Origin of the sequence: Leucobacter komagatae (assembly GCF_006716085.1) — a bacterium.
Classification (GTDB): Bacteria; Actinomycetota; Actinomycetes; order Actinomycetales; family Microbacteriaceae; genus Leucobacter; species Leucobacter komagatae.
Map to the genome: position 1 here is coordinate 3,179,248 of NZ_VFON01000001.1, position 12,977 is coordinate 3,192,224.

Annotated in this window: 13 protein-coding genes; 7 read left to right on the top strand and 6 right to left on the bottom strand. The window is 67.9% G+C overall.

The features are described from left to right. The first annotated feature begins 84 nt into the window (after positions 1-84). Positions 85-900, top strand: coding sequence for a CPBP family intramembrane glutamic endopeptidase (locus tag FB468_RS14370; RefSeq protein WP_141887937.1), 816 nt, complete (start codon positions 85-87; stop codon positions 898-900). An 87-nt stretch (positions 901-987) separates the two neighbouring features. Here FB468_RS14370 and FB468_RS14375 read toward each other — a convergent pair whose 3' ends face one another. Further along, complete coding sequence (locus FB468_RS14375) at positions 988-1,362, bottom strand: SdpI family protein (protein WP_141887938.1); 375 nt, start codon at positions 1,360-1,362, stop codon at positions 988-990. Between the two features lie 304 nt (positions 1,363-1,666). On the opposite strand from FB468_RS14375, the gene FB468_RS14380 reads away from it, so the two are divergent. Continuing rightward, on the top strand, positions 1,667-3,043 hold the full coding sequence (locus FB468_RS14380) for an NAD-dependent succinate-semialdehyde dehydrogenase (RefSeq protein ID WP_141887939.1): 1,377 nt from the start codon (positions 1,667-1,669) through the stop codon (positions 3,041-3,043). A gap of 92 nt (positions 3,044-3,135) precedes the next feature. On the opposite strand, the gene FB468_RS14385 is transcribed toward FB468_RS14380, so the two are convergent. Together FB468_RS14385 and FB468_RS14390 are read right to left on the bottom strand one after the other, a co-directional pair. Then, the gene (locus tag FB468_RS14385) at positions 3,136-3,480 is read right to left on the bottom strand and encodes an MFS transporter (RefSeq protein ID WP_170219749.1); all 345 of its coding nucleotides are present in this window, start codon (positions 3,478-3,480) and stop codon (positions 3,136-3,138) included. An 11-nt stretch (positions 3,481-3,491) separates the two neighbouring features. After that, on the bottom strand, positions 3,492-4,652 hold the full coding sequence (locus tag FB468_RS14390) for an MFS transporter (protein WP_141887941.1): 1,161 nt from the start codon (positions 4,650-4,652) through the stop codon (positions 3,492-3,494). Between the two features lie 284 nt (positions 4,653-4,936). On the opposite strand from FB468_RS14390, the gene FB468_RS14395 reads away from it, so the two are divergent. Then, positions 4,937-6,175, top strand: a complete 1,239-nt coding sequence (locus FB468_RS14395) for an MFS transporter (protein ID WP_211359143.1) — start codon at positions 4,937-4,939, stop codon at positions 6,173-6,175. An 8-nt stretch (positions 6,176-6,183) separates the two neighbouring features. After that, positions 6,184-6,831 carry a TetR/AcrR family transcriptional regulator gene (locus FB468_RS14400; RefSeq protein WP_141887943.1) on the top strand — a complete coding sequence of 216 codons (648 nt, stop codon included), beginning with the start codon at positions 6,184-6,186 and terminating at the stop codon, positions 6,829-6,831. Here FB468_RS14400 and FB468_RS14405 read toward each other — a convergent pair. Further along, complete coding sequence (locus FB468_RS14405) at positions 6,746-7,291, bottom strand: VanZ family protein (protein WP_170219750.1); 546 nt, start codon at positions 7,289-7,291, stop codon at positions 6,746-6,748. The genes FB468_RS14400 and FB468_RS14405 overlap by 86 nt on opposite strands. Positions 7,292-7,399: 108 nt before the next feature. Continuing rightward, positions 7,400-8,143 carry an alpha/beta fold hydrolase gene (locus FB468_RS14410; RefSeq protein WP_141887945.1) on the bottom strand — a complete coding sequence of 248 codons (744 nt, stop codon included), beginning with the start codon at positions 8,141-8,143 and terminating at the stop codon, positions 7,400-7,402. A 106-nt stretch (positions 8,144-8,249) separates the two neighbouring features. On the opposite strand from FB468_RS14410, the gene FB468_RS14415 reads away from it, so the two are divergent. The 3 genes from FB468_RS14415 (at position 8,250) to FB468_RS14425 (ending at position 10,093) form a co-directional block, all read left to right on the top strand. Next, positions 8,250-8,939 carry a helix-turn-helix transcriptional regulator gene (locus FB468_RS14415; protein WP_141887946.1) on the top strand — a complete coding sequence of 230 codons (690 nt, stop codon included), beginning with the start codon at positions 8,250-8,252 and terminating at the stop codon, positions 8,937-8,939. Positions 8,940-9,051: 112 nt separating this feature from the next. Next, positions 9,052-9,687 (top strand): NAD(P)-dependent oxidoreductase, encoded by a 636-nt coding sequence (locus tag FB468_RS14420; RefSeq protein WP_141887947.1) that lies wholly within the window; start codon positions 9,052-9,054, stop codon positions 9,685-9,687. Between the two features lie 28 nt (positions 9,688-9,715). Further along, complete coding sequence (locus FB468_RS14425; RefSeq protein WP_211359144.1) at positions 9,716-10,093, top strand: winged helix-turn-helix transcriptional regulator; 378 nt, start codon at positions 9,716-9,718, stop codon at positions 10,091-10,093. On the opposite strand, the gene FB468_RS14430 is transcribed toward FB468_RS14425, so the two are convergent. Further along, positions 10,079-12,733, bottom strand: a complete 2,655-nt coding sequence (locus FB468_RS14430; RefSeq protein ID WP_141887948.1) for a helix-turn-helix transcriptional regulator — start codon at positions 12,731-12,733, stop codon at positions 10,079-10,081. The genes FB468_RS14425 and FB468_RS14430 overlap by 15 nt on opposite strands. Positions 12,734-12,977: the final 244 nt, after the last annotated feature.

The window sequence follows — 12,977 nt, forward strand, 5'->3', positions numbered from 1 at the left end:
CACGGTGAGCCAGGCGACAGCGGTCGCGACCGGCAGCTAACGTTGAAGAACGCGTCCGCCGCACAGTCACCGTGAGGGAAGCAAATGACGAGACGACCACCGTCCGCCCGCCGAGTTGGGGCTGCCGCATGGCGCGTAGCCGTCGCTGTGGGCTCACTCTGGGTGGGACTCGTGATCCTCACCGCCGTGGTGCCGCCGCACAGCGACCCCTCGGATGCGGGCACGCTCGCGATCAGGATCGGCGCGGGAGCCGCGCTCAGTGCGCTGACTCTGCTCGTGATCGTGCTCCTGGCACGGTACGCCGACGGCCTGCGGCTCGACGACGTGGGGCTCACATCGTTGCGCAGCGGATGGCGGCTCGCTGTCTGGGGAACGCTCCTATGGATCGTTCCGGCCGCCGCCAGCTTTGGCGTGCTCGCGCTCTTCGGAAGACCGCTTCGCGCGACCGTCTCCGCGGGGGAACTCGTGCAGACCGTCGGACTCGTGCTCGTCGCCGTGTTGCTGGCCGAAGCGATCCCTGAGGAAGTGATCTTTCGTGGCTACGTGACGACCGCGCTCGGTGCCGTGACCCGTGGGTGGGGCACCATTGCCGTTCAGGCGGTCTTGTTTGTGCTCTTCGCCGGGATGGTCCGACAGAGCTGGGACCCGACAGACCTCTCACTCTTCCTCGCGATGGGGGTTGGATTCGGGTACCTCCGGATGATCACGGGATCAGTCTGGGCTGCGATCGGTTTTCACGCGGCCTTCCAGACAGGCTCCCAGCTCGTCCTGAGCCACAGCGTTGTTGAGTTCTCTGGAAGCACCGGACTCTCGATGCTCGCCCTCGGCATGATCCCGTTCACTGTGGCCGCGATCGTCGTGAGTAGCGCGGGCGTGCCGCGCTGGTTCGCCCGAAGCTAGGCGCTATGCGCTCGGCCCTGAGGGGCGTCAGCCGTGCCTGATCGACTTGCGGGGAATCTGGTGCGCAAGGCCTCGGGGTCTTCGGATCTACGCTGTCGTCTCCGGGCGATTGGCAGTGCCGCGCTTCGTGTCCGCGTCACGGGCGGCTCTATTGGCCTGGTGAACCATGACCGCGAGTACAGGCAGGGTGAGGATAACGGGCGTCCAAAACGTCACGATGAACTTGTCTTCGGGTAGCGCAATGAGAAGTGCTCCCGTGACCGCCCACAGTACTGCGAGGCTGAGCATGAACGGCGCAGTTTTGCGGTTTCCGGCGTACCAAGCGGCCTCGGAACGCGCGGTGGCACGCGTGCGCAGCCCGAAGAAGTCGTTGGGTTTGATCTTCGCCGCTCGAACAAGCAACCCAACGATGAGAAGCGTTACGGAAACGACTATGAAGAGGACTCCTGTGAGCATTGCCATGGTCTCCTTCGCTGAGTGACTGTCTGCTGAGCGGTGTGGCGACACGATGAAGCTTCGTGGCCCTTCCCACGCTAATGAGCCGCACGCGATTTCGTCAACGTCTGTTGTGAAAGTGGTCGGGGTGATACGTGCACGACCCGGCTTGAGCCAGCAAACTCCATGCCTGCCCCGAGTAGGATGGAACCGCTTGACCGCCGGAGTTGCCGGGCAACCGCGCCGGTTGGTGATGCGATCAATCAGAGTAATGGCATATCCATTGGGTGCCGTTCAATTGCACGGGAGTGCAGACAGGAAACCGATATCCATGGCGAAGTATCGAGTACAAAACCCCGCAACGGGTGAGATCATCGAGAGCTTCGAATCCGCGACCGACGCGCAGGTTGAGCAGCAGCTCGCAGCCGCCGATTCGGTCTACCGCGAGTGGCGTGAGCGCAGCGTGCAGGAGCGCGCGGCGGTCGTGAAGCGCGTCGCTGAGATCTTTGCGGAGCGCCGCGAAGAGCTCGCAGGAATCATCGCCCTCGAGATGGGCAAGTCGATTGCCGAGAGCCTCGACGAGGTTGATTTCGCGACCGACATCATCGAGTACTACGCGGTGTACGGCCCGGGCCTCATCACCGACTACGAGATCCCGAGCACCATCCCGGGTAAGGCTGTCATGGAACACCTGCCCGTCGGCGTGCTGCTCGGCGTGATGCCGTGGAACTTCCCCTACTACCAGGTCGCCCGGTTTGCGGCGCCGAACCTCGTGCTCGGCAACACGATCATGCTGAAGCACGCGGATATCTGCGCGAAGTCGAACCTCGTGATCCAGGAGATCATGGAGCAGGCTGGCGTTCCCGTCGGCGGCTACCAGGCAGTGTTCACCTCGCACGAGCAGATCGCGACGATGATCGCCGACCCGCGCGTGCAGGGCGTCTCGCTCACCGGTTCCGAGCGCGCTGGCGCGATCATTGGCGCGCAGGCGGGCACTCACCTGAAGAAGGCCGTGCTCGAGCTCGGCGGCATCGACCCGATGGTCGTGCTCGACAGTGACAACGTCGCCGAGATCGCGAAGACCGCGTGGGAGTTCCGCACCTACAACGGTGGCCAGGTCTGCAACTCGAACAAGCGGATGATCGTCATGGCCGATATCTACGACGAGTTCGTTGCCGAGCTGAAGAAGCTTGCCGAGGGCCTCAAGCCCGGCGACCAGCTGAACCTGGGTGAGGGCGAGTACGCCCCGCTCTCGACCCGTGCCGCAGCAGAGACTGTCAACGCTCAGGTGCAGCGCGCGATCGAAGAGGGCGCGACGCTTGAGGCTGGCGGCGTGCTCTCCGACGGCCCCGGCGCGTACTACTCGCCGGCTGTGCTCACGGGAGTGCCGCGCGACTCGGAGTCGTACCAGGAAGAGATCTTCGGGCCCGTCGCCACCGTCTACAAGGTGCACAGCGACGAAGAGGCGCTCGAGCTCGCGAACGACTGCGCGCTCGGCCTCGGCGGCTCCGTGTTCTCGACCGACGAGGCGCGCGCGGCGCGTGTCGCCTCGAAGCTCGAGGTCGGCATGGCGCACGTGAACATCATCGCGGCTGAGGCCGCGGAGATCCCGTTCGGTGGGGTGAAGCGCTCGGGCTTCGGTCGCGAGATGGGCCCCGTCGGCATCGGCGAGTTCGCGAACAAGCGACTCTACTTCGTGTCGGCCTAACGGGTACGCCGAGTAGTCAGCGAATAACGCAGAGTGGGGGTGCGGGCCGAAGCCCGCACCCCCACTCTGTGTCTCAGGGAGCTCGTAGCTCGCTAGGGCTTGCGCCCCGGCACCGCGAAGCGCGGGCTCCGGTCGACGGCGACCACGATGATTCCGGCGAGCGCGAACCCGGCCGCCACGAGAAGCGCGACGCCCGCGGTCGGTAGGCTCTGCCCGGGCTCGCCCGACGTGGCCATGATGCCCGTGAGTACTGGGATCGCGACGGCGGTGCCGAAGCGCTGGGCCGTGCCGATGAGGCCGCTCGCGACGCCGGCGTGCTTCGGGGTGACTGATGCGACGGTCGCATTCGTGTTCGGGCCAACGAAGAGGCCGGTGCCCATGCCCGTGATGACGAGCGGGGCCGCAAGCAGCCAGAGCGTGATCGCGGGTTGCGGCACGAGTAGCAGGATCAGCGCGACCGCGGAGAGCCCACCACGAGAAGGCTCAGGCCGAGCGTGGCCGTGTGCCTCCCGAGCTTCGCCCACAGGCGGCCGTTGCCGAGCGCACCGAGTACTGACCCGAGCGAGTACGGCAGCAGCATGAGGCCTGCCTCGAGCGGACTGGCGCCCTGACCGCGCATCCACACGAGGCTGAGCACGAGAAACGCGCCAGTGAACGACGCGAAGCCGAAGAACGAGGCGAGCAGCCCGGTGTCAAACGACGCGCTGCGAAACAGGCTCGGCGGTACGAGACCCGAGCGGCCCCGGGCCTCACGGCTCGCGCTCCACCAGAGCAGCAGCCCGATGAACACGATGCCGGCCGCGGCGCACGCGATGACGAGGCCGATCGCGTCGCGCGCGATCGACAGCGGTACCATGATGAGCCCGAGCCCGGCGATGAGCAAGACAACGCCGAGCCCGTCGAACCCGCCGTGCGCGCTGTTGCCCGGGCGGGGAAGCAGAAAGACGGCGAGGATCGCAGCGAGGAGCCCGATGGGAGCGCCCGCGGCGAGTGTGAGGCGCCACCCGATATCCTCGCCAGCCGCGGCGATGAGGGAGCCGCCGACGAGCGGCCCGAGCGCGACGGAGACGGCGAACACGGTGCCCATCACAGCGAACGGCTTCGCGCGCTCGGGGCCAGCGAACCACAGCTGGATGAGCGCCGTGATCGGTGTGATGGCGAGGCCTGCGCCAACGCCCGCGACGGCGCGCGCGACGATGAGCTGGGTGATGTCGGTTGCGAGCCCGCACCAGAGGCTTGTCGCGGCGAAGATGAGGGCGCCAGAGATGAAGACCCAGTGATGCCCGACCACATCGCCGAGGCGGCCAGCGGGCACGAGCACGAGGCCGAACCCGAGGGCGTAGACGGTGAGCACGAGTGACAGAGAGGATCCGCTCGCGCCGAGCGCGTGCTGGATCGTCGGTAGCGCAACGTTCGCGCTCGTGATGCTCACCATCGCGAGGAACGCCGCCGTCAAGACAATCGAGAGCCCGAGCCACCTGCGCGGTGTGGGGTGCGCCTTCGCCGCTGCGGCCGACGCGAGTGGTGCTGCCGGCGGCGTGGACAGCGCTGCGGCAGGAGAGCCTGCCGGAGCGGTAATTGGCGGTGCCGACGCAGTGGAACTGTTCACTGGTTGCTTCCCTTCGAGGCCGGGAAGATGCGTTGCAGGTCGCAAGCATCTACCCGACGAAATTGTCGTGTGTTAGATGCCGCGGACGCAGAGCGTAGAAGTAGCTACAAAGACCAGACCACCGGCTGGCGCCTCATTCTTTTTCGGCTGAATCAACATAACACGCTTTCGCCAGGCCTCGCGAACCCTGAGTGAATGCTCCGAGGAATTTTAATGGGGGTAAGCCCCCATTAATCTGGATGGGCCCCTCGCTTGATCGGGCTGCCGCCACAACCAGGAGATCCATGACATCGGCCAAGACCGCGCAACGCCCCCAGATACCGCTCCTGCTCTCGGCCGTGTTTCTCGCCTACCTCGCGCAGATGACGCTGAACCCGATCATCGCGCCGCTCGCCCGCGAGGTGGGGCTCGCCGAGTGGCAGATCGGGGTAACGATCAGCGCCGCCGCCGTGATGGTCGTCGCGACGAGCCAGTTCTGGGGGCGCAGCTCACAGTCATGGGGCCGAAAGCCAGTGCTCGTCGCTGCCCTTGCGCTCGCGGCGGCCTCGATGGCCGCGTTTGCCTTTGTCGCCGCCGCCGGTACGCGCGACGCCCTCACGGGCGGGGCGCTCTTTGCGCTCTTTGTGCTGCTGCGGGGCGTGGGGTTTGGCACGGCGCTCGCCGCCGTTCCTCCCACCGCGCAGGCCTACATTGCCGACGTGACGCCTGACGAGGCCACGCGGGTGAAGGGGCTCGCGGGGGTCGGCGCCGTGCAGGGGATTGCCATGATGGCCGGCGCCGTGCTCGGCGGTGCCCTCGCCGGCTTCGGTCTGCTCACACCGCTTGCCGTGGTGCCGATCCTGCTCGCGATCGGCCTTGCCGTCGTGGCGTTCGGGCTGCGTCGCGAGCCGCGGCACGAGCTCATCGTCGACCCGCCCCGAGTTCGTGTCGGCGATGCGCGGGTGTGGCCATTTCTGCTTGCAGGATTCGGCATGCTCACCTCGCTCGGGTGCGTGCAGGTGATCGCGGGCTTCATCGTGCAAGATCGGCTCGCGCTCGACGCCGCGGCGACCGGGCTCGTCACGGGCGGCTCGCTCCTCGCCGCCGGGCTCGGTATGGTGCTCGCGCAAACCGTCGTCGTGCCGCGCACGGGCTGGGCGCCGCCCCGGTTGCTGCGGGTGGGCTCGGCGATCGCTGCCGTAGGCTTCGTGGTGCTCATTCCGAGCGCGGGCCCGGTGCCGCTCGTGGTGGCGATGGCGCTCATCGGCCTGGGGCTCGGCGTCGCCATGCCGGGCTACGCCGCGGGACCGTCGCTGCTCATGTCGCGCGAGGAGCAGGGCGGGCTCGCCGGGCTTATCGGGGCGACCAACGGCCTCACATTTGTCGTCGCGCCAACCGTGAGCACCGCACTGTACGGGGTGTGGGCGCCGCTCCCGGTCATCGTGGGGGCCGCGGTGATGGCGGTGGTGTGGGTCTTTGTGACGGTGCACCCCAGGTTCCGCGATCTGGCAGCATTGCAGGGGAAAGGTGAACGCCCGGAGTAAGGAGCGGTATGACAGCAGCGGCCAAGCGGGGCCGGCCTCCGCGGCTGACTCGCGAGAGTATCGCGCGCGCCGTGCTTGACGTCGGCTTTGCCGAGCTCACGTTTGCGGCGGTGCGGGCCCGGCTCGACGTGGGGGAGTCAACGCTCTATCGGCACGCGCCGGATCGCGATGAGCTCGTGCGCATCGGCCTCGAGCGCGCGCTCGCCGAGACTGTTTGGCCGGCTCTTGAAGGGCCGTGGCTGCCGATGCTTCGCGCCTACGGACACGCTGCCTGGCACGCCCTGGCGGCCTACCCCGGGTCGGCGACCGAGGTGGCGCGGGGCATCGTGCCGCCCGCGATGGCCTCGATCTTCAACGGGGTCGGGGCCGCGCTCATGCGCGCTGGATTCTCGGCTGATCAGGCCGTGCTCGCGGGCGACCTCGTATTCGATCTCGCGACTGACAATCGGCGCGGGGTCGAGCACTTCGACGCGCTCGTGCCGACCGCCGGGCCCGGGCGCGGGAACATCGGCGAAAACTGGCCGCTTGCGGGAGAGCGCGCCGCGCTCTCCGCGCAGGTGCACGCCGCGATTACCGCCGACCCGAGCGAGTGGTTCGCCGCGAAGCTTGAGGTCGTCCTTGCGGGTATCGCGGCGACGGTCGCGCCTGCCGGGTAGCGATTGCGATCGCGGCCCAGGCGAGTGCCGCACCGATGAACGCCCCGAGCGAGTTCGCGAGCCAGTCGTTTGCCGAGCAGCTGCGGCCGAGCGCCGGAGCGAGTGCCTGCGTCAGCTCGATGACCGCTGATGCTGCGCTGCCGCCGATCGCGGCGAGGAGCGGGCGGCCCGCGAGCACCGCGGCGAAGAACACTGGCGGCACGAACAGCACGAGGTTCGCGAACGGCTCAACGGCGCGCGGGTGCGGGATCGACCAATAGGTCTCGCAGCTCACCGTCATCTCGCGCGCTGTCGGCCAGAACACGAGGGCGAGCACCACCGCGACCGCCGCCCAGAGGAGAGCCCAGGTGAGCCCTCGCCGCGGCAGTAGCCAGCGGGCGAGGAGCGGGCTCGCCGCGATGAAGCTTACGAGCAGGAAGGGCGTAAGCCACGGATATCCAACGAGGATCGTTGCCAGCAAATGGGTTCCTTCAAAGCGATAACAGCGGGATTGCTCCCGACGTGGAGTCGATAGCCTATGACCCCGCGGCAACAGCTGGGCCCGCTGGGCCTTGGAACCGGGTGTGAATCAGTGGCTCTTGCCCCGCACCGTTTGCTCAATAGCGGCGGCGAGCTCCCGCGGCCGACTCCACATGGGCCAGTGGCCGGTGGGGAGGTCAACGAAGGTGGGGTGCTTGAGCTCGGCCACCTCGGCGAACATGGGGTGGCCAGCCGCGGCGAGTTCGCGGATCTGGTCGCCGGAAATGGAGCAGCACACGAACGTGGCGGGGACAGCGCGGCGGGCGGGGTTCGTGAGGCGGGCGCGCTGGCGAACCGCCGGGCCCGGTTGCGGCACGGCTCGCGCCCGGAAGCGATCGAGTGCCTCGGCCGACAGCCCGTCGAGGCTCGCCTGCTGAGTGAGCTCCTCGACCGGTGGCAGGGGGAGCTCCGCGACCTCGGCGGGGAGGTCGGGGGCGAACGCTGAGTCGTGGCCGATGGGCCCGGAATCGACCCAGACCACGCCGGCGACAAGCTCGGGGGCGCGGTCGAGTACGAGGGTCACGGGTGCGTTCGCCCCGCTGTGCGCGGCGATGAACACGGGGCTTTCAGCCGAGCCGCCCGCGCCCGAGATGTGATCGAGGATCGCTGCCGCCTGGTCGTCAAGGTCGCGGGTCGCGCGGTCGGGGTCGGTGGGGTCGAGGCCCGGCAGCGTTAGTGGAAGCGCGCGCACGCGCTCCGTTGGGAGGTTCAGGATCACGTCGGCCCAGGCCCAGGAGCCGAGCCAGTGGCCGGCGACGAGGATCAGGGTTGGTGCGGTGTTTCGGTGCGTCATGTCTCCACTCTCGCAGGGAGCGCGGACACCTGTGTGTCACTATTTATGGCATGAATGTGACGACTTGCTGCGGGCCGCCGCCCGCGCTCTCAAGACGGGGCCGGCGATGAAGCGGGCCGAGCGCCTGCACGCGCTCACCGAGATGCTGCGGCGGGGCGGTACCCACGGGTACACGGCGGAGCGGATGGCCCGCGAGTTCGAGGTGTCGGTGCGCACCATCAAGCGCGATCTCGCCTCGCTCGAGCGCAGCGGCGCCCCGGTCTGGTCGCGGCCGGGGCCGGGTGGCGGCTACGGCCTCGCGCCGGGCGGTTCGTTGCCGCCGGTGACGCTCTCGCCCGCGCAGGCCGTCGCGCTCATGGCGGCGGTCGCGGCCGCACGCGACGCTCCGTACGCCGACCTCGCCGGGGCCGCGGTGGGTAAGCTCATCGACGTACTCGACCCGGCCACCCGTGCGCGCGCCTCGGAACTCGCGGATCGGGTGTGGGTGAACGCGGGCCCCGCGCCCACCCGCGCCGTGCGCTCGGCGATCGAGCAGGCCATGGCGGAGCAGCGGGTAGTGCGGATTCGCTACACCTCGGGCGCGGGCGCCACGACGACCCGCGATGTCGAGCCCGTGCTGTTCGCCGCGACGGGAGGAAGCTGGTACCTCATCGGGTGGTGCCGGCTGCGCGACGCCATGCGCTGGTTCGCGGTGTCGCGCATCGAGCGGGCGAGCGTCACCCAGCAGGAGTGCAGCGGGCACACCGTCGCGGAGGTGGGGGAGCCCCCGGCGGGAGCCCGCCCGGTGGGTTCGTGATTTCCCGGGGGTTCGCGCCGTGCCCGGCGGTTCACAACTCACTCTTGCGCTATGGAAAACATAGTCACTATACTTTCGGTAGTAATGTGAAACTTGATCCGAAAGGCGTGAAATGTCGAAAGTCGTAGTGTTTGGATTCTCTGGGTATGCCGGTGGCGCGATCACGCGCGAGCTGGTGGCGCGCGGGCACGAGGTGCTTGGAGTGTCGCGCACCGCCCCTTCCGCCGGCGAGCAGGTTGCCGTTCGGGCCGGATCAGTGTTTGACGAGGCGCTCGTGCGCGAGGTTGCGGCGGGTGCCGATCACCTCGTGGTCGCGCTGCATGCGCAGGGCGATCCGGCCCTCGTGACCGCGCTGCCCGCGTTGACCGCCACGGCCATCGCCGAGGGGGCGACGCTGAGCTTTGTCGGCGGCGCCGGTTCACTCCGGGTGAGTGAGAACGGCCCGCGGCTGTTTGAGACCCCTGACTTCCCCGAGGCGTACCTGCCCGAGGCGCGCGCCCACGGTGCGATCCTCGACGCGCTGCGCGAGAGTCCCGCCGAGCTCGACTGGTTCTACGTCAGCCCCGCGGCGGAATTTGGTGCCTGGGCCGCCGGCGAGCGCACCGGATCCTTCCGCGTCGGCGGCGACGTGTTGCTCACCGCAGCCGACGGGTCGTCGACGATCTCGGGGGCCGACTACGCTATTGCCTACGTCGACGAGATCGAGCGCGGCGAGCACCGCCGCGCACGCTTCAGCGTCGCATACTAGGCGGCGACTGACGCAGAAGGAGGGCACCGTGAGTGAGGACCTGGAGTTCGACCCGTACGACCCGGGCTGCCCGAGCCGGCAGCTTGTGGACCGTATCGGCGATCGCTGGACGGTCTTGCTCATCGGTGCGCTCTCCGCGGGGCCCGCGCGCTATGGGGAGCTCGCCGAGAGCGTGGCCGGTATCTCGCCGCGAATGCTCTCGCAGACGCTCAAAGCGCTCGAGCGCGATGGGCTCGTTGCGCGTGAGGCCTTCGCCGAGATCCCGCCCCGCGTCGTTTACAGCCTCACCCCGAGCGGCGAGAGCCTCCGGCCTGTGCTGCTCGCGGTCGAAAACTGGGCCCGTGAGCACGCCCAGGCGGTGCTCGATTCGCGGGAGGCGCACGACGCGCGGTTACCGCAGGCGTGAGAACTCGGCGATCTCGTCGCGATCGGAGGCGCCCGACTTTCTGCGGATGTTGCGCAAGTGTGACTCCACCGTGCGAATCGAGAGGTGCAAGACTTCTGCGATCTGCGAGTTCTTCATACCGCGGGCGATGAGCTGGATAATCTCGAGTTCGCGGTGCGTGAAGCTCGGGTTTGCCTCTACCTGGGCGACTGCGAGGTTGGTCGCGGGGTCATCCGACGCCATGAGGCTCGCGATCTCCTCCCGCACCTCCATTGCCTCCGCCTCCATCCCGGCCTCCTCGAACAGCTGGGCGGCAACCGTAAAGTTCTTGAACGCGGGGTCGTTCGCGTGCTGTTCTCGCATGAGGCGTGCCGCCTCGAGGACGCCGTGTGCGTCGCCCCCGTTCTGGGCTTGGCGCGCGTCAAGGTATGCAAGGTAGATCGTGTCGTGCATGCCAGCCGCGATGAAGGGGCGTTGGTCTGCCGCCTCCACGGTATCGAAGTCGGCCTCGAGCGCGAACATCCTGAGTCCGGCGGACGAAAAGTTGTAGCCCCGTTCCTGGAGCTCGTCTGCGAGCTGCCTGTAGTGCTCGCCCGGCCTCGTGCCCGGTGGGAGCTCTTCCTCTGCGATGAGGGCGGTAGGGAATCCGCGTGCGCCCATGGGGAGGGCGTCGCTGCTGCCACCGTACGAGCGTGTGCGCTCAAGCAGGGCAGCGACCGACCCGGGGCGGCCGTTTCGCCGGGTGGCGAGGGTGAGGGCGTTCGAGAGCGCCTGGTCCGGTGAGAAGAGGATGTTCGCGGCCCGGAACTGACCGCTCGCAGTGATGCTCCCCGCGAGAACCGCGTCTGACGACCTATTCATCGTGAGGAGGGCGGTCACCGCGACGTAAGAGTGCGTGATCATCGAGGATCGGTGGAACCTGCCCCGCGCGAGGGCGAGCTGGGATGACGCCCACTCGAGCGCCTCGCGTGGGTTTCCCGCAGCGAGCAGCGCCATCCCTCGAAGAGGGGCTGCGTACTCGGCGACCCAGCCGGTTTGGGGGAGGTTCTCGAGCCGTTCGAGCGCGGCCGCGGGGCGGCCGCTCAGCGCGTGGAGTGCAACGGAGACGAGGCCACCGACGGTGCCGCCCAGCTCGGACCCGTCAGCGATCTCCTCTATGCGGCGCAGTGCGGTCTCGGTGATGTCGAAGCGTTCGGCGTGGAAACCGATCGTCAGCGCCTCGATCACCGCGGGGAGGCCGAGGTCGCTGGTGCCCCGAAGCGCCGCTTCGATGTCGCCGAAGGAAGCCTCCTGAAGCACGAGCCAGCGGGCGTGAAGATAGCGCAGGTAGAGCTTCCGCTCGGGCGTGCTGTTGGTGCGCCGTGTGTGCGTGAAAATCTGCTCGAGTTCACCGCTCGGTGATTCACCGGTCAATCGCAGCTTCGCGGCATCGATCGCGTGCTCCACGCTCGGCTCCTCGAGCCACTGGGCCCAGGTGCGGGTGAGGTCGGCGGCGAACGTGTCCCCGAATGCGCGGGCGATGAGCGGGACCTCGGGCTGGGGGATGACGTCGGCGAAGTGGCGCGGCGGGGGCAGCGGCTCGGCCGCCTCGAACGGCTGGGCGGCCCCGAGCGTTTCTTCGATGCGCGCCCGGAGGCGGAGGCTGCGCACCGAACGGTTCTTGTGCTTGAAGTAGTCGCTGATCCCTGGCGGGTCAACCGTGACGAGCGTGCCGTCGCCCGCAGAGATGAGGCGCACCAGGCCGCGCCCCTCCATCGCCTCAAGCTCATCCTGCCCGACGAGGGTGGCAGCTTGTTCGACGGTGAGTGGTCCCGTGATAACGAGCATCTCGAGGGCTTCGCGGGTCTCGTAAGGGTACCTGAAGAGAAGCGACTCGAATGCGCCGTCGACCTCCTCAGACCAGAGGTCGGGGCCGTCGTGCCAGACTGCCCCCTGCTTGCGCAGCCTGCCCTGGCTGCGCGCCGTGTCGGCAAACGCGATCGCGAAGCCGGGAAGGCCGCCCGACTTGATGTGGATCCGGCCGCTCAGTGAGGGCGCAACGGGCCCGCCGAGGCGCTCTTCGAGCAGGTCGTGGATCTCGTCGAGGCGAAGCTCCTCAAGGACGATCTTGACGACGGGTTGGGCCTTGCGGATGAGGAGCCGCTCGTTCGGATCGATGTGATGCTTCAGCTCCGAGGTGCCAACGATTGGCACGCCCGTCGACTTGTGCAGGTGCTCAATAAGTACCCACGACATCTCGTCGAGCGCATCGACGTCGTCGATGAGCACGACGGGTGGCGGGTCGCTCAGCAGCTGGGACATCGAACTCGGAAGCTCGAAGCTTCCCAGCACCTCCTGTCGTCGAACGGGAGACGCGCCCCGGAGGGCGAGACGAAACGCCTCGAGGGAGGGAGCGCGCTCAATTCCGTGCAGCCGCAGCGGTGAGATGCCGCGCTCGTGCAGCGCGGACGCAACCTGGCCCAAGAATGCGGTGCGGCCGACCCAGTGGCGCCCGATGACGGAGACCGACGTGCGCCCGGTGACGAGCTGGATGACTCGCTCGACCGTGGTTTCTCGGTGGCACGTCGCCTCAAATTCCTGGGGCGGTTGCGGGCGTTTGGCACCCGTGGGGCGGCCCTCCGTTGCGGTGCGTACATACTTGCGGCCCTCTGGCGCGATCATCGAGATTCCACTTCTTTCTCTGGGCTGGCGCGAAGGCTACTGCTGGCGACTGATCACGCTGGTGTCGCGGGAGTTTACCCGAAGGGAGAACAGGCTCCCGGGAAGAGCGTGTCGCTGTTGTGATTTCTAAATACTGAAATATTAACATATGATAGCCGTTGCCTCCGGGGTTGGGGGCTACCACCTGGAAGTGAATCATCGCTTCCAGTAAATAGAAAGAGATACGCGTGTTTGCTAAACCAAT

Excerpts from the sequence above, each read along its gene's own strand:
- FB468_RS14370 (WP_141887937.1), top strand. The coding sequence starts at position 85 with ATGACGAGACGACCACCGTCCGCCCGCCGAGTTGGGGCTGCCGCATGG.
- FB468_RS14375 (WP_141887938.1), bottom strand. The coding sequence starts at position 1,362 with ATGGCAATGCTCACAGGAGTCCTCTTCATAGTCGTTTCCGTAACGCTT.
- FB468_RS14380 (WP_141887939.1), top strand. The coding sequence starts at position 1,667 with ATGGCGAAGTATCGAGTACAAAACCCCGCAACGGGTGAGATCATCGAG.
- FB468_RS14395 (WP_211359143.1), top strand. The coding sequence starts at position 4,937 with ATGACATCGGCCAAGACCGCGCAACGCCCCCAGATACCGCTCCTGCTC.
- FB468_RS14400 (WP_141887943.1), top strand. The coding sequence starts at position 6,184 with ATGACAGCAGCGGCCAAGCGGGGCCGGCCTCCGCGGCTGACTCGCGAG.
- FB468_RS14410 (WP_141887945.1), bottom strand. The coding sequence starts at position 8,143 with ATGACGCACCGAAACACCGCACCAACCCTGATCCTCGTCGCCGGCCAC.
- FB468_RS14415 (WP_141887946.1), top strand. The coding sequence starts at position 8,250 with ATGAAGCGGGCCGAGCGCCTGCACGCGCTCACCGAGATGCTGCGGCGG.
- FB468_RS14420 (WP_141887947.1), top strand. The coding sequence starts at position 9,052 with ATGTCGAAAGTCGTAGTGTTTGGATTCTCTGGGTATGCCGGTGGCGCG.
- FB468_RS14430 (WP_141887948.1), bottom strand. The coding sequence starts at position 12,733 with ATGATCGCGCCAGAGGGCCGCAAGTATGTACGCACCGCAACGGAGGGC.